We start from the raw sequence: 15803 nt of genomic DNA on the forward strand, positions 1-15803 counted from the left end.
TATTCATTAGAAGCATTAGCATTCGGGAGTTTTTTTAAAGTTTCTACCTGCTTTCCGTTTTATCTCTCGATAAATCGAGAGGATGTCACTACAATCAGGGCTAGCTGTAAGCATAAGGTAAAAAAAAATCCTTCTGTTAAGAAGGATCTGAATAAATACTTACTTTGTAGAGTTATTAAAAATTAATAGAGTAAGTAAGCGTTACATTATTTTGTCTTGTTCTAATCCTTGCAGTATCATTCATGCCAGAAGAAACAAAATTTTGATTGTAATTTCTATCAGTATGAGAATAAGCTAAATCTAATTTGCTTTCTCCAAAGTTAAATCCTACACCTCCTGAATAACCAGTTAAATCGCCAAGAGCATAATCTACTTTATAAGGACTTTCGTCAAAACGATAACCTGCTCGTAAACTAAATTGCTTAATTCTATATTCGCCACCTATACGTACTTCTAATGATGTTTTTAAATTATCAGCCATAAAAGAATTTAGATTCACATAAGCAGGATCATTAGTAGGAGAGAATCTAGTAATACTATAATCTTTTAAAGAAGCATCTATACTAATAAGCCCTTTTTTCTTAAATATATAAGAAGCGCTACCTGTAAGCTTTTGAGAGGTTTGTAATCTATAAGTAGGATATACATTCAATACGTTAGGATCAAAACTATCAACATAGGTATTTGCACCATCAATAGAAACGGCTCTTATTCTCTGCGATAATTCATCATTTAAACGATACCAAGTAGGAGATTCGTAAGCAACACCTAAACGTAATTCTTCAATAGGCTGAAAAATAGCACCCAAATTCATTGAAAACCCAGCACCATAAGTGTATAATTCGTTATCAAACTTAATCTCTGTAACACCAATATTTGGGTCATTATGATTTCTTTCTAAAACGGTTGATTTTCTTACATAGTCTGTAAAATGAGCATTTAGATTTAGCCCCAAATAAAGTTTGTCTTTATAAGAAGTAGCAAAGTTAAAGGCTAATTTACCGTTATAACCATTGCTAACAATATAATTTTCTTGATAAAAATTTCCAGGAGGAATATTACTAGTATAAGTGTCTGGAGAATCTGGGTCAAATAGATAGGTGTTGTAGCCTAAATAAGCTTGTTGTTCAGGGAAACTTAATTCTGCATAAGTATAATTATCTAAGACCGAAACAGGTATTCCTTGTGCAAAATTTAAAAAATAATTACCTATTGTGTTATTAGGATTTGTACCAGCAGAAAATAACCTATCATCTAAATTATTTGTATTTTCATAATTGATAGCCAAAGAAAACTTTTTCCAATCTGTTTTTCCACTTTGGTCGGCAAATACAAAAACAGCACCTATTTGGTTTAAATCCAAAATACTATAACTATCGGATGTTCTTCCACCAAAATAATTAGATTTATTATAAGTGTTGAAACTACTTGCTGTTATAGAAGCCATATTGTGGTTAAAAATGGCAGAACCTGCAGGGTTAATATTTATGGCAGATAAATCTCCTCCTAAGGATCCAAATGCTCCACTCATGGCTCTAAATCGTGCTGTTCCTGTAAGATTATCCATAGAATAACGTAAAGCGTCTTGTACTGTAGTTTCTTGACTCATTCCTGTATAACCAAAAGTGAGAAGAAGTAGCATATATATTTTTTTCATGAATTTTATTTTTAGCAATTTATTTTAACCTAAATTTAGTTTCTGCTTAAAAAAATGGCATACTTATCTAATCTAAAAATAGGCCTAAAAGTTATAACAATGTATAGGGAAATTTTATCCTCTTCCACCTCTTCCGCCTCCAGATCGGCCACCACCACCTCCTGATGATCTGCCACCACCAGACGATGAGCCACCACCATAAGAACCGCCTGAACTTCTAGAAGGAGTGTAACTTCCTCCAGAGCTTCTAGTAGATGAACTACTACTTCTTGTTGGAGAATTTGAATAGGAGTTTGAATTAGAATATGAATTATTTCTAGGCGTAGAATATGTATTTCTTGTGCTAGAAGAATTTCTTGTGTTAGAATAGGTATTTCTTGTTCCTGAATTTCTAGTTCCGTTGAAGTTGCTTGAAGTGTTAGATGATCTTCTTGCGTTATTGTAATTGGTTGAATAACGATTTCCATTAGTTGAATTGTAATAACTAGAACCGCCTCTTCTTCCAGAATTGTAAACTATATTTCTACCACCTCTATTATAATATCCATTGTAACCATAATATCCAGAATAGTAAGGGCTATAATAACCACTCCATCCTGGGCCATACCAAGAATTCCATCCCCATCCCCAACTAGGTCCGTACCAAGAATTCCATCCCCATGAAGCACCATAATAAGGATAACCCCATCCCCAACTTGAACCATACCAATTGTTCCAACCTATTCCCCAATATGGAGAATACCAATTATTCCAACCCCAATTGTCATAATAATTGATAGTGACATTGCTAGAATTGTTTCCCCATCCAGCATATTGGGAATTGGTATCATAATTTCTATATACTGTTACTACAGTATCATTTTCTTCTGAAGAGTAGTTGTCAACATCAGTAAAGTAAGTGTAATCGTTTTGCATGTTTCTAAATTGTTCTGAATATTTATTAGATTTCTCCATATTTTGTTCAGAATATTTATTTTCAACATTACTTTCGTTTCTTTGATTAGAACCATACACTCCATCATTATCATAATAAGAAGAATTTTGGTAAGAACCACATGAAACGAAAAGTACACTTAGAATTCCTGTTAAAGAAAACAAGTGAAATTTTCTTAAAAATGGTAAATTAACTTTCATAACGTTTTTTTTTATTGTTGGACATCACAAAAATAGTTAGTTTTGCGTAACTTTTTAGTTAAAATAAATATAAACAAAATTTATGCCAAAACCTAGATAATGAGCAAAAACTTAACAACAAGAGCAGAAGATTATTCAAAATGGTATAACGAATTAGTAGTTAAAGCTGATTTGGCCGAGAATTCAGGAGTTAGAGGATGTATGGTTATCAAACCTTACGGATATGCAATTTGGGAAAAAATGCAAGGTGAATTAGATAGAATGTTTAAAGAAACGGGTCACACAAATGCTTATTTTCCACTTTTTGTTCCTAAAAGTATGTTTGAAGCAGAAGAAACAAACGCAGAAGGTTTTGCTAAAGAATGTGCTATAGTAACTCATTATAGATTAACTAATGATCCTGATCATAAGGGAAAATTGATAGTTGATCCAGAAGCTAAGTTAGAAGAAGAATTAATTGTAAGACCTACTAGTGAAGCAATCATTTGGAGTACTTATAAAGGTTGGGTGCAATCTTATAGAGATTTACCGCTTTTAATAAATCAATGGGCAAATGTGGTGCGTTGGGAAATGAGAACCCGTTTGTTTTTAAGAACAGCAGAGTTTTTATGGCAAGAAGGACATACCGCACATGCTAGTAAAGCAGAAGCGATAGAAGAATCTGAAAAAATGATGAATGTTTATGCTGATTTTGTTCAAAATTTTATGGCAATTCCTGTTGTAAAAGGACTTAAAACAGAATCAGAACGATTTGCAGGGGCAGATGAAACGTATTGTATTGAAGCTTTAATGCAAGATGGAAAAGCCTTGCAGGCAGGAACTTCTCATTTTTTAGGTCAGAATTTTGCTAAGGCTTTTGATGTGAAATTTACAAGTAAGGAAGGAAAACTAGAACATGTTTGGGGAACTTCTTGGGGTGTTTCAACTCGTTTAATGGGGGCCTTGGTTATGACGCATTCAGATGATAATGGTTTAGTATTGCCACCAAATTTAGCGCCTATACAAGTGGTTATTGTACCTATTTATAAGAACGAAGAACAATTTGATGCGATATCGGAAGAAGTAAATAAGTTAGTTGTTTCGTTGCGAAAATTAAATATTTCTGTTAAATTTGATAATAGAGATACTCATAAACCAGGATTTAAATTTGCAGAATGGGAATTAAAAGGTGTTCCTGTGCGTTTGGCAATAGGTCCTAAAGACCTAGAGAATGGAACCTATGAAGTAGCGAGGAGAGATACATTAACAAAAGAATTAGTGACTAAAGAAGGTATTGAGTCTTATATTCAAGACTTGTTAGATACTATACAGAAGGATTTATTTACTAGAGCGGTAGATTACAGAGCGCTTCATATAACAGAAGTAAATACATTTGACGAATTTAAAGATGTTTTAGAAAACAAAGGAGGTTTTATTTCTGCGCATTGGGATGGAACAGCTGAAACTGAAGAAAAGATAAAAGATCTTACAAAAGCAACTATTCGTTGTATTCCTTTAAATAGAGTAGAAGAAGCTGGAAGCTGCGTTTTTACTGGGCTTCCGTCAAAAGGAAGAGTGCTTTTTGCTAAGGCATATTAAAAAAAAATAAAAATTTTTCTAAAGATGCTTGCAGGAATAAAAAAAAGTTGTAGTTTTGCATCCGCATTAGAGAAATAATGGTCCGTTCGTCTAGGGGTTAGGACGCCAGGTTTTCATCCTGGTAACACGGGTTCGATTCCCGTACGGACTACAAATTTTACTCAATGGCCCGTTCGTCTATCGGTTAGGACGCCAGGTTTTCATCCTGGTAAGAGGGGTTCGATTCCCCTACGGGCTACAAATTAGTTGTGAAATAGTTTTATAAAATAAAACTTTAGTGTCTCAAAGATTTATTTTATTAGTTAAAACCAAAGTGATTATTTAAAAGTAATTGTGGGAGGTTTTTCTTTTTTAACTAGTAGTTTATAATAATTATTACAATTAAAAAAAGTACAAAATGGCAAATCATAAATCTGCTTTAAAAAGAATTAGAAGTAACGAGAAAAAAAGAGTATTAAATAGATACCAACATAAAACAACTCGTAATGCTATAAAATCAATTCGTTTAGCTACTGACAAAGCAGAAGCTTCATCAAAGTTGTCTTCAGTAATCTCTATGATTGATAAGTTAGCTAAGAAAAATATTATTCATACGAACAAGGCTTCAAACTTAAAATCAAAATTAACTAAGCACGTAGCATCTTTATAATTTATAAAGTAAAAATATTTAAAAGCTCTCTAATTTGAGAGCTTTTTTTGTATGTTATATTTGTGTTATTTGTAATTTACTTATTTCATATATAGTGTTTTATCCAAAAAAATACCTTAATTTTGCACCTTCAAAAAAATAGTTAAATGACGTCTATTAGAAACATCGCAATTATTGCACACGTTGACCATGGTAAAACTACATTGGTTGATAAAATTATGTATCACTGTCAATTGTTTCGTGAAAACGAAAATACAGGTGATTTAATCCTTGATAACAACGATTTAGAGCGAGAAAGAGGAATTACAATTACGTCTAAAAATGTATCTGTAGTTTACAAAGGAACTAAAATTAATATTATTGATACACCAGGTCACGCTGATTTTGGTGGAGAAGTGGAACGTGTACTTAATATGGCTGACGGTGTTTGCTTATTAGTGGATGCATTTGAAGGACCTATGCCTCAAACGCGATTTGTATTACAAAAAGCAATCAGTTTAGGTTTAAAACCATGTGTAGTAATCAATAAAGTTGATAAAGAAAACTGTACTCCTGAAGAAGTGCATGAAAAAGTTTTTGACTTAATGTTTGAATTAGGAGCAGAAGAGTGGCAATTAGATTTCCCAACGGTATATGGCTCAGCTAAAAACAACTGGATGTCGGATGATTGGAAAAATCAAACTCAAAATATTGAACCATTATTAGATATGGTTTTAGAGAATGTTCCAGCACCTAAAGTTTCTGAAGGTACACCTCAAATGTTAATTACTTCGTTAGATTTCTCAAGTTTTACAGGCCGTATAGCTATTGGACGTCTGCAAAGAGGTGTTTTGAAAGAAGGTATGAACATTTCATTGGTAAAAAGAGATGGTAAAATTATAAAATCTAAAATTAAAGAATTACATACTTTTGAAGGTTTAGGACGTAAAAAAGTAGCTGAAGTTGTCGCAGGAGATATCTGTGCTTTAGTTGGTTTAGAAGGATTTGAAATTGGGGATACTGTTGCTGATTTTGAAAATCCAGAAGCTTTAGAAACTATTGCAATCGATGAGCCTACGATGAGTATGTTGTTCACTATTAATGATTCGCCATTCTTTGGTAAAGAAGGTAAATTTGTAACGTCTCGTCATATTAAAGATCGTTTGACTAAAGAGTTAGAGAAAAATTTAGCATTACGTGTACAAGAAACAGATAGTGCTGATAAATTCTTGGTTTTTGGTCGTGGAGTACTTCACTTATCGGTTTTAATTGAAACCATGAGAAGAGAAGGATATGAATTACAAATTGGACAACCTCAAGTAATTATTAAAGAAATTGATGGTGTAAAATGTGAGCCAATTGAGGAATTAACAATCGATTTACCAGAAAATTTATCGGGTAGAGCTGTAGAATTTGTGACCATTCGTAAGGGAGAAATGTTAAGTATGGAACCTAAAGGAGAGCGAATGATTATTAAATTTAATATTCCTTCTCGAGGAATTATTGGTTTACGTAACCAATTGTTAACAGCAACTGCAGGTGAAGCTATTATGGCTCATAGATTTATTGAATACCAGCCTTATAAAGGTGAAATTCCAGGACGTTTAAGTGGTTCTTTAATTTCTATGGAAAATGGTAAAGCAATTCCTTATTCAATTGATAAATTACAAGAAAGAGGTAAATTCTTTGTTGATCCTAATGAAGATATCTATGAAGGTCAGGTAATTGGTGAAAACTCTCGTGGTGATGATATGGTGGTAAACGTTACGAAGACTAAAAAATTAACGAACGTACGTTCTTCTGGAGCTGATGATAAAGCGAGAATTATTCCTGCAATAAAATTCTCTTTAGAAGAAGCGTTAGAATATATTCAAAAAGATGAATATGTTGAAGTAACCCCAAAATCGTTACGTTTGCGTAAGATTTATTTAAATGAAAACGACAGAAAGCGTTTTAAAATGTAAATAATATAAACTGCCTTGAAAGAGGCAGTTTTTTTATAATATATTAGTATGAAAGTAAAATTAAAATATGGAATAGATCAATTACTGTTTGGAATGAAGCAAAAAGATGTAGAAGCTATTTATGGTAAACCAAACAAACAATATATTGATGAAGAAGATAATATTGTATATGTATATAATACATATAAAATGCGTTTAACCTTTTATGACGAAGAGGAATTGCGCTTAGGATACATTACTTCAATAAATGAAGATTTGGAGTTATTTGACACTAAAATAATTGGTAAATCTTGGAATGAAGTAAATCAATTGTTGCAAAATAACAAGTTAAAAGATTTTGAAACAGAAATAGTAGATGGAACAGAAAATTATTTCTTTGAAGATTCTTGGCTTTTTGTAAATGTGGATTATGATCAGGTTTTTAAAATTGAAATTGGAGCAGTATTTACGAATCAAGATGAATTTGATTGGAAATTTTATACAAAATAAATAATTAAAAAGCCCTTATCTGGGCTTTTTTTAGTTCTGATTGATATTATTTTTTTCAAGTATCTTATTGAAAGTTTCTAAATTATTTTTGTTTTTAAATTCTGAATAGAGCATTTGTATTATTTTTTCGGCATCAGAACGATAAGGTGATTTTTGTTGAATGTAAATTATATAGGCTTTACACATATTGTCTAAAGCTTTCTCAAAATCATTTAGGTTTTGGAAATAAATTAGCCCAATACCATAAAATACTTCAGGATTATCGGGTTGAATATCTCTTAATTTTTCATAAGCTTTAATCGCTTTTTTATATTCTTTTTTATAAGAATAAGCGATGGCAATATTTTGTAAAGGTAATAGTCCATTTGGATCAATTTTTAAAGATTTCTCATATGCTTTAATCGCCTCATCAAATTGATTTAATTTCCTATATGAAACTCCCATATTGTCGTATGCAAAGGCAAAATTAGGATCAACTGTTACCGCTTTTTTATAGAAGTTAATTGCTTTTTCGTATTCTTCAGCTTCAGAGGCTTCTAAGCCATAGTTGTAATATTCTAAAGCTAATGTGTTGTTAGATAGTGAATTATTATTCAATTTGTCATTTGTAGCAATTTTACTTTTTAAAGCGACACAATTATTTAATAAATATCTTTCTAATTCATAATAGGCTTCTTTATATTGCTTTGATTCTGGATTAGAGGCGATAACTATGTTTACATCCTTCTTTTTTGTTTTGGTACTATCATTTGCCGGTTCTGTATCTATCTCAATATTTGCAATTTGTAAACCAAATTGATAAACTGTAACTTGTTTGTCTATACAAGTATTTATTTCAGAAGCAATCGAATCTTTAATTTTATTATAAGTACTTATTGAGTCAATACATTCGCATGCATTTTCTGATAATTCTTTTAAGAAGTTTTCCTTATTAAATTTAAAATTTTCTTTTTTCTTTTCTTGCGCAAAGTTTTCAGAGATGGTTAATAAGATAACAAGTAATAATAAATTTGATTTCATAATTGTAAGATTAGGATTCTAAATATATTATTAAAAAAGTTCAAAAAAAAATTATTCTATTACCATTTCTTTTAATTGACTTCTATATTTTTCTAAAATCATTATTTTGTTAATGAAACCGATAAAAATTCCATTTCTAAAAACAGGTAATATAGAGGTATCCGTTTTTTCAAATTTTTCCAAAACACTTTCAATACTTTCATTGTGTAATACAATCTCTTTTGGAGCTTGCATTATTTCATGTGTAGAAGTATATTTTACTTTAAAAGCAGAAAAAATAATAGTTCTTATTTTGTTGTCATCTAAATGAATTAAACCTAATAGTTCTTTCTTTTCATTTAAAACTGGAAAAATAGTATCATCTGAAAATTTAATAATTTCAACCAAACTTTCTAGTGAATTGGATTCGGAAATAGCTTTGTAATTAGTTAAGATAAAACTTGAAATATGTAAAGAAGTTAGTATGTTTTTGTCTTTATCATTGGTAAAAACTTCTCCCTTATCTGCTAAATGCTTAATGTCGAAAGAATAGGGTTCGAATCGTTTGGAAATTGCAAAACTTACCGAAGAAACAATCATTAAAGGCACCATTAAATTGTAACCGCTCGTTATTTCAGCAATTAAAAATATAGCGGTCAATGGGGCATGAAATAATCCACTTAAAACTCCAGCCATACCTACTAATGTAAAATTGCTTATTGATAAATTTTTTGTAATTCCTAGTAAATTACATAATTGAGCAACAGAAAAACCTAAGTAGGAACCAACAAATAAAGAGGGAGCAAAATTACCACCATTTCCACCTGAACCTAGTGTTAATCCTGTCGCAAAAACTTTTATCATCATCGTTAACCCTACAAAAAACAATAATACCCAATTATTAGAAGTGTATTCATGAAGTAAAGTGTTTTCTAATATTTTTCCTGGATTTGAATTGGCTAATGTTTTAATACTTTCATATCCTTCACCAAACAATGAGGGAAATAAAAAAATTAAAGCAGCTAAAATCGAAGCACCAAAAATTGCTTTTCGATATAATCCCATTTTTAGATTTGAAAAATAATGTTCTAATTTTCTAAAAATTCTAGCATAGTAAATAGATAAAAAACCTGATAATATACCTAATAAAATATAATAAGGTATATTATGATAATCGAAATCTTCACCTTTCTTGAAGACTAATAATATATCTTCATTTAAAATAATAGCCGATACTAGTGCTCCAGTTGCAGAGCTAATCATTATAGGAATGAAAGCTGTAATACTAATTTCGGCTAAAACAACTTCAATAGCGAAAAGAACACCAGCAATAGGAGCATTAAATGCTGCAGCAATTCCTGAAGCAACTCCACAGGCTAGAAGTAAAGATCGGTCTTTATATGTTAATCGATAATTTTGTGCATAATTACTGCCAAATGCTGCACCCGTTATGGTAATAGGAGATTCTAATCCTGCACTTCCACCTAAGCCAACAGTAAATGAACTCGTCAAAATTTGTGAATACATTTGCTTTATGGGCATGATACCTCCTTTTTTGGCTACAGCATACATAATATGAGATGTTCCTTTTTGAATAGAACCGTCTAATATTTTTTTTATTATAAAAACCGTTAATAAGATACCTAGTATGGGTAAAATACTATTACTGTAAGGAAGATGTAAAAGTTTATTTAGATATTGGGCAAAATTGTAAACAAAATGTGCAAACGTTTTTAGTATGATTACTGCTAATGCTGAAGATATACCTACTAAAACACACGAAAAATAAATAAACTGACGTGGAGTGAGTAGTGATTTAAGTACGAAAACTAATCTTTCTAATTTTTTGAAGTTTTTACTTAATGATTGAAATATAGTTTTTTTTTTAGCTGTAGACATTATCAAATCTAAATTTTTGCTAATTTAAACTATAATGAAAAATTACACTAATTATTATCTATTTTTTGTGAAACCATCTTTTGAATATCTTCAAAAAAAATAAAAAATTCAGATTCAAAATCTTCGTAATATTCTCGTAATTCATTTGTTGCATATTGCATTTTGGACTGAAATTGAGTTCTATAATCCATTTGGTACAAGATTTTATTTAAACCGTAAATGTCTGCATAACTAACTAGCCAATTTTCTTTTACCATAGAAGGAAACATTTTCTGGATTCGTAAAGTAAGAATATCAAAATTGTTTTCTAATAATTTATAAAAATTAAAGACATATTGCGATAAAGGTATATCCGAATATAAGGACCAATTTTTTGCTAGAAAATGATCATAAAAAATATCCATTATGACACCAGAATAATGTCCATAATGCTCATGTAAACGATGTTTACTTTTTCTAAAGATAGGATGCGAATCAGTATAGGAATCAATTGCTCTATGTAATAAAATTCCTTTCCTTAAGTCTGTACTATAATTTTTATAATCGTCACCTTTAATTCCATCTGCCATAAAATTCCCGATTTTTATTAAATCATTATCTCCAGAAAGATAAATGTGAGCAAGAAAGTTCATTATAATATGATTTGAAAATAGTTGATATGTGTAAATATAGGAAAATTTGTCAATTTTTTTTTAAAACATAACTGTCTTATCTTTGCTCATCAAAATTTAATAATAATATGACCTTAATAAAATCAATATCTGGTATTCGTGGTACTATAGGAGGAAAAGTGGGTGATAATCTTACTCCAGTTGATGCCGTAAAGTTTGCATCTGCCTATGGAACATTTTTAAAACAGACCATAGGATTAACATCTTCAAATAAGAAATTAAAAGTAGTGATTGGAAGAGATGCTCGAATTTCTGGATCAATGATACATAATTTGGTTCAAAATACATTAATAGGTTTAGGTATTGACGTTATCGATTTAGGATTATCGACTACGCCTACAGTAGAGATTGCAGTGCCTTTAGAAAAAGCGGATGGAGGTATTATTTTAACGGCTTCTCACAATCCAAAACAATGGAATGCATTAAAACTACTTAACAATAAGGGAGAGTTTTTAAATGGTGAAGATGGAGCTACTATATTGAATATTGCTGAAAAAGAAGCTTTTGATTTTTCCGATGTAGATCATTTAGGAGAAGTTACAGAGAATTCTTCTTATATGGATATCCATATTGATGAAGTTTTAGCATTACCTTTAGTAGATGTTGAAGCTGTAAGAGCAAAACAATTTAAGGTTGTTGTTGATGGTGTAAATTCTTCTGGAGGTATTGTTATCCCTAATTTATTAGAACAAATGGGAGTGGAAGTTGTAAAACTATATTGTGAGCCAAACGGACATTTTCCTCATAATCCAGAACCTTTGAAAGAGCATTTAGCAGACATTTGTAAATTGGTCGTAGAAGAAAAAGCAGATTTTGGAATTGTAGTTGATCCAGATGTGGATCGATTGGCTTTTATTTCAAATGATGGCGAAATGTTCGGTGAAGAATATACTTTAGTGGCTGTAGCCGATTATGTTTTAAGTAAAACCAAAGGGAATACAGTGTCAAACATGTCTTCTTCAAGAGCATTACGAGATATTACTGAAAAACATGGAGGAAAATACCAAGCAAGTGCTGTGGGTGAAGTAAATGTGGTTACCTTAATGAAAGAAACCAATGCAATAATTGGAGGTGAAGGAAATGGAGGCATTATTTATCCAGAAAGTCATTATGGTAGAGATAGTTTAGTGGGTGTGGCTTTGTTTTTAACACATTTGGCAAAACAAAATACTACAGTAGCTGAATTAAGAGCCAGTTATCCTCAGTATTTTATGAGTAAAAATAAAATTGAATTGACACCTCAAATTGATGTAGATTTAATTTTAAAATCAATGACTGATAAATATAAGAATGAAGATATTTCTACAATTGATGGTGTTAAAATAGATTTTCCTACAGAATGGGTGCATCTTAGAAAATCTAATACAGAGCCTATTATTCGTATTTATACAGAAGCTCCCTCTCAAAAAGAAGCCGATATACTTGCAGAAAGATTTGTTAATGAACTAAAAGAAATAGCAAGTATTTAGTAAAAGAAGCTGTCCAAAAAGTAATGATTTTTGTCAATCTGAACTTGTTTCAGATTCTAAATTAGACTAATAATCAATATTTTCAAATTCTATAATAAATTCAAAAGGGCACCTTTGTAGACTTTTTGGACAGTTTCTTTTAATGCTTATCGCCTTTCCCTTTTTTTTCTTTTTTCTCCTTTTTAGGTTTTTTATAAGCTATAATGTGTTTGTCATTATATTGGTAAGGTGTATGGCCTCCAATCTCTAACTCTACTTTACGTGCGTTGGTTAAATTTATATTCCCCAAAGATGACGGAATGCTTACTGATACAGACCAACTACCATTGCTTAAATACAAATATACTTTTTTTTCAATATCATAATAGAAATTTTGATCTGGGAAATAAATATGCTTTGTTTTAGCTCTATATCCATGTGCAGGTGCCCAAGGTGGAGGACCTTGTGAATACAAATCTTGAGGGATAAAAAATAGCAAAAATAATGCGATTACTAGTAAGTGTTTTTTTGTTATAAATGGGGACATTTTATTTATTCTTTTAATTAATGACAAATATATTAAAAACATAAAATTTATTATTAAATAATATTGTAATGTGTAAAATTTAAAATGAATTTAATTAGAACAATAAAATTTGAAAAGAGGTAGGGTAAATCTATTGTAAAATGTTTTATAAGAGTCAAACAAACAAAACAAACAAAACAAATATGAAAATAAAATTATTTCTAATTATTACATTTTTAATTTTAAATGCCACTTCCTTAATCGCTCAAGATTGTGAAGGATTTAAAACATTTACAATAGGAGGATGGGGAGCTAATTGTAATGGACAAAATCCGGGTTGCTACAGAGATGCCTTTTTTGAATTTGCATTTCCCAACGGATTAACAATAGGATGTAACGAAAATACTTTGTTATTTACTTCTTCGCAAGCTGTTAATAACTTTTTGCCATCAGGGTCAACACCAAGAGCATTAAATGAGGGAGTATTAATTAATCCAGGTAGAACTTATAAAAATGTATTGGCAGCACAACTGGTAGGTATAACTTTAGCAGTTTATTTTGATGAATATGATGAAGACTTTTCTTCCAATGCTATTTATTTGGGTAACCTAATAATTAATGAGGGTGTTTTTGAAGGTATGACTGTTTATGATTTCTTGGAATTAGCTAATAGTGCAATAGGTGGATGTATTACAGGGTATTCTTTTAGTGAATTGAATGCAACTGCAACTGCTATAAATGAAAACTTTGATGGAGGAAATACAGATAACGGTTTTTTAACTTGTTCTGATATAATTTATACAGAAAAATCAGCTTTAATAAATATTTACCCAAATCCAGTAATAGATGATTTTACAATAGAGTTATCTTTTAATTATCCAACAGATATAACTATTGAAATGTATAATATGCATGGGCAATTAATGAGAGATATGCAATTAGAAAATATAAATGCTGATACTACTCATAAATATAAAATGGATAAAAATTTTTTAAAAGCGGGAGTGTATTTTTTAAAAATAACAACAAATAAAAATAGTTTTACTAAGACATTAACAGTTACTCAATAATTACATGCTATTAGCCTTTTTTCATGTTTCTATATATTTCTAAATCTTTTACTTATTAATTATAGTAAGTAAAAAATTAATTTAGGATGTGTTCTTGAGTTTATAAAGAGTATCTTTGTTAAAAAAACAAAGATGCTTTTTTCTTTTATTATACCTGTTTATAATAGGCCTGATGAAATTGAAGAATTACTTGAAAGTATGACCCGCTTTAATTTCTCCGAAAATTTTGAAGTTGTAGTTATCGAGGATGGCTCAACGATTCCTTGTCATCATATTATACAAAAGTTTGAGTCGAAATTGTTCATTTCTTATTATTTTAAACCTAATTCTGGACCAGGGAATTCTAGAAATTATGGCATGGAAAGAGCAAAAGGAGACTACTTTATAATTTTAGATTCTGATTGCATCTTGCCTCAAGATTATTTACTTAATGTATCAACTTCATTAAAAAAAGAATTTGTAGATTGTTTTGGTGGTCCAGATAGTGCTTTATCATCTTTTTCTAATATTCAAAAAGCAATTAATTTTTCAATGACCTCTTTCTTAACAACTGGTGGTATAAGAGGTGGTAGTGAAAAAATAGATAAATTTCAACCTAGAAGTTTTAACATGGGATTATCTAAAAAAGCTTTTGAGGCTTCGAAGGGTTTTGGAAATATACATCCTGGAGAGGACCCTGATTTATCTATTAGATTATGGGAACTTGGTTTTAAAACCAAACTAATCAAAGAAGCTTTTGTGTATCATAAACGACGAATCGATTGGAATAAATTTTATATTCAAGTAAATAAGTTTGGAAAAGCAAGACCTATATTAAATTTTTGGTATCCAAAATATACAAAAATAACTTTTTGGTTTCCTACTTTGTTTTTATTAGGTTTTGTAATGAGTTTGTGTTTATTGCTGTTTTCATTCTTTTTACCTCTTTGCGTATATTTGTTTTATTTTGGAATGATTTTTGTAGTATCATTATTACAAAATAAAAATATTATTATCGCGTTTTATTCTATAGTGGCAACAGCTATTCAATTTTATGGCTATGGCATAGGATTTTTAAATTCATTCTTAAATATTTTCTTATTTAAATTGAATCCAGAAAAAGCGCATCCAGAACTTTTTTTTAAAATAAAATGACAAAAATAATTGGTTTGACAGGTGGTATAGGTAGTGGTAAAAGTACAGTAGCTAAATATATTGCTTCTAAAGGAATACCTATATATATAGCCGATGATGAAGCAAAAAAAATCATGTCTGAACAATTAGTTATTGATGAGATACAAAAAATGTTTACCGAAAAAGTGCTACTCGATAATGGGCAACTAGATCGCAAAAAAATAGGTGCCATTGTATTTAACAATCCCATTTTACTTAAACAGTTGAACGAAATTGTACATCCAAAAGTAAAAACTCATTTTATAGATTGGCTTCAAAAACATAAGGATTCTCCTTTTATTATTAAAGAAGTTGCTATTTTATTTGAAACAGGAGGGAACAAAGAATGTGATAAAATAATTCTAATTACTGCTCCTGAAGAAATAAAGATTGAAAGGATAATGAAAAGAGACAATATTAGTAAAAATGAAATAATAAAAAGGATGAAAAATCAACTTTCAGATGAAGAAAAATCAATGAAAAGTGATTTTGTTGTAACAAATGTTAAAATTAGCGACACATTTAAAGAGATTGATAAAATTCTTAATTTTTTAAATATATCGTAAAAAATGATATTAATGTTAATCT

General features: G+C 30.1%; 14 protein-coding genes and 2 tRNA genes. 10 read left to right on the forward strand and 6 right to left on the reverse strand.

Annotated features, from left to right (window positions below):
- Positions 1–175 precede the first annotated feature (175 nt).
- Positions 176–1657, reverse strand: coding sequence for an OmpP1/FadL family transporter (locus tag HALO113_RS12160; RefSeq protein WP_159779270.1), 1482 nt, complete (start codon positions 1655–1657; stop codon positions 176–178).
- 114 nt (positions 1658–1771) lie between these two features.
- Positions 1772–2791 carry a hypothetical protein gene (locus HALO113_RS12165; RefSeq protein ID WP_159779271.1) on the reverse strand — a complete coding sequence of 340 codons (1020 nt, stop codon included), beginning with the start codon at positions 2789–2791 and terminating at the stop codon, positions 1772–1774.
- A gap of 99 nt (positions 2792–2890) precedes the next feature.
- Here HALO113_RS12165 and proS point away from each other — a divergent pair, with 99 nt between their 5' ends.
- The 6 genes from proS (at position 2891) to HALO113_RS12195 (ending at position 7450) form a co-directional block, all read left to right on the forward strand.
- Positions 2891–4369 (forward strand): proline--tRNA ligase, encoded by a 1479-nt coding sequence (gene proS / locus HALO113_RS12170; protein WP_159779272.1) that lies wholly within the window; start codon positions 2891–2893, stop codon positions 4367–4369.
- Positions 4370–4448: 79 nt separating this feature from the next.
- A tRNA-Glu gene (locus HALO113_RS12175) sits at positions 4449–4520 on the forward strand.
- A gap of 15 nt (positions 4521–4535) precedes the next feature.
- Positions 4536–4607 (forward strand) — tRNA-Glu (locus HALO113_RS12180).
- Between the two features lie 159 nt (positions 4608–4766).
- A complete protein-coding gene (gene rpsT / locus HALO113_RS12185) occupies positions 4767–5018 on the forward strand; it encodes a 30S ribosomal protein S20 (RefSeq protein ID WP_159779273.1) in 252 nt (83 codons plus the stop codon).
- Between the two features lie 146 nt (positions 5019–5164).
- Complete coding sequence (gene typA, locus HALO113_RS12190; RefSeq protein ID WP_159779274.1) at positions 5165–6961, forward strand: translational GTPase TypA; 1797 nt, start codon at positions 5165–5167, stop codon at positions 6959–6961.
- A 48-nt stretch (positions 6962–7009) separates the two neighbouring features.
- Positions 7010–7450 carry a hypothetical protein gene (locus tag HALO113_RS12195; RefSeq protein ID WP_159779275.1) on the forward strand — a complete coding sequence of 147 codons (441 nt, stop codon included), beginning with the start codon at positions 7010–7012 and terminating at the stop codon, positions 7448–7450.
- A gap of 30 nt (positions 7451–7480) precedes the next feature.
- On the opposite strand, the gene HALO113_RS12200 is transcribed toward HALO113_RS12195, so the two are convergent.
- Genes HALO113_RS12200 through HALO113_RS12210 form a run of 3 tightly spaced genes read right to left on the reverse strand, consistent with a single transcriptional unit; the run spans position 7481 to position 10980 of the window.
- Positions 7481–8470 carry a tetratricopeptide repeat protein gene (locus HALO113_RS12200; protein ID WP_159779276.1) on the reverse strand — a complete coding sequence of 330 codons (990 nt, stop codon included), beginning with the start codon at positions 8468–8470 and terminating at the stop codon, positions 7481–7483.
- A gap of 51 nt (positions 8471–8521) precedes the next feature.
- A complete protein-coding gene (locus HALO113_RS12205) occupies positions 8522–10348 on the reverse strand; it encodes a chloride channel protein (protein WP_159779277.1) in 1827 nt (608 codons plus the stop codon).
- A gap of 47 nt (positions 10349–10395) precedes the next feature.
- Positions 10396–10980, reverse strand: coding sequence for an ACP phosphodiesterase (locus tag HALO113_RS12210; RefSeq protein WP_159779278.1), 585 nt, complete (start codon positions 10978–10980; stop codon positions 10396–10398).
- 107 nt (positions 10981–11087) lie between these two features.
- On the opposite strand from HALO113_RS12210, the gene glmM reads away from it, so the two are divergent.
- Positions 11088–12488: a phosphoglucosamine mutase gene (gene glmM, locus HALO113_RS12215; protein WP_159779279.1), complete on the forward strand. Its 1401-nt coding sequence runs from the start codon at positions 11088–11090 to the stop codon at positions 12486–12488.
- 139 nt (positions 12489–12627) lie between these two features.
- Here the strand turns inward: glmM and HALO113_RS12220 are convergent, their stop codons facing one another.
- Positions 12628–13014 carry a hypothetical protein gene (locus HALO113_RS12220; protein WP_159779280.1) on the reverse strand — a complete coding sequence of 129 codons (387 nt, stop codon included), beginning with the start codon at positions 13012–13014 and terminating at the stop codon, positions 12628–12630.
- A 182-nt stretch (positions 13015–13196) separates the two neighbouring features.
- On the opposite strand from HALO113_RS12220, the gene HALO113_RS12225 reads away from it, so the two are divergent.
- From HALO113_RS12225 to coaE, 3 genes are all read left to right on the forward strand, one after another.
- Positions 13197–14063: a T9SS type A sorting domain-containing protein gene (locus HALO113_RS12225; RefSeq protein WP_159779281.1), complete on the forward strand. Its 867-nt coding sequence runs from the start codon at positions 13197–13199 to the stop codon at positions 14061–14063.
- 132 nt (positions 14064–14195) lie between these two features.
- Positions 14196–15197 (forward strand): glycosyltransferase family 2 protein, encoded by a 1002-nt coding sequence (locus HALO113_RS12230; protein ID WP_159779282.1) that lies wholly within the window; start codon positions 14196–14198, stop codon positions 15195–15197.
- Positions 15194–15781, forward strand: a complete 588-nt coding sequence (coaE, locus tag HALO113_RS12235; protein ID WP_159779283.1) for a dephospho-CoA kinase — start codon at positions 15194–15196, stop codon at positions 15779–15781. The genes HALO113_RS12230 and coaE overlap by 4 nt, the downstream gene beginning before the upstream one ends.
- The last annotated feature ends 22 nt before the right edge of the window (positions 15782–15803 follow it).

It is taken from the genome of Flavobacterium sp. 9AF, assembly GCF_902506265.1.
Lineage (GTDB): Bacteria > Bacteroidota > Bacteroidia > Flavobacteriales > Flavobacteriaceae > Flavobacterium.

Excerpts from the sequence above, each read along its gene's own strand:
- HALO113_RS12160 (WP_159779270.1), bottom strand. The coding sequence starts at position 1,657 with ATGAAAAAAATATATATGCTACTTCTTCTCACTTTTGGTTATACAGGA.
- HALO113_RS12165 (WP_159779271.1), bottom strand. The coding sequence starts at position 2,791 with ATGAAAGTTAATTTACCATTTTTAAGAAAATTTCACTTGTTTTCTTTA.
- proS (WP_159779272.1), top strand. The coding sequence starts at position 2,891 with ATGAGCAAAAACTTAACAACAAGAGCAGAAGATTATTCAAAATGGTAT.
- rpsT (WP_159779273.1), top strand. The coding sequence starts at position 4,767 with ATGGCAAATCATAAATCTGCTTTAAAAAGAATTAGAAGTAACGAGAAA.
- typA (WP_159779274.1), top strand. The coding sequence starts at position 5,165 with ATGACGTCTATTAGAAACATCGCAATTATTGCACACGTTGACCATGGT.
- HALO113_RS12195 (WP_159779275.1), top strand. The coding sequence starts at position 7,010 with ATGAAAGTAAAATTAAAATATGGAATAGATCAATTACTGTTTGGAATG.
- HALO113_RS12200 (WP_159779276.1), bottom strand. The coding sequence starts at position 8,470 with ATGAAATCAAATTTATTATTACTTGTTATCTTATTAACCATCTCTGAA.
- HALO113_RS12205 (WP_159779277.1), bottom strand. The coding sequence starts at position 10,348 with ATGTCTACAGCTAAAAAAAAAACTATATTTCAATCATTAAGTAAAAAC.
- HALO113_RS12210 (WP_159779278.1), bottom strand. The coding sequence starts at position 10,980 with ATGAACTTTCTTGCTCACATTTATCTTTCTGGAGATAATGATTTAATA.
- glmM (WP_159779279.1), top strand. The coding sequence starts at position 11,088 with ATGACCTTAATAAAATCAATATCTGGTATTCGTGGTACTATAGGAGGA.
- HALO113_RS12220 (WP_159779280.1), bottom strand. The coding sequence starts at position 13,014 with ATGTCCCCATTTATAACAAAAAAACACTTACTAGTAATCGCATTATTT.
- HALO113_RS12225 (WP_159779281.1), top strand. The coding sequence starts at position 13,197 with ATGAAAATAAAATTATTTCTAATTATTACATTTTTAATTTTAAATGCC.
- HALO113_RS12230 (WP_159779282.1), top strand. The coding sequence starts at position 14,196 with ATGCTTTTTTCTTTTATTATACCTGTTTATAATAGGCCTGATGAAATT.
- coaE (WP_159779283.1), top strand. The coding sequence starts at position 15,194 with ATGACAAAAATAATTGGTTTGACAGGTGGTATAGGTAGTGGTAAAAGT.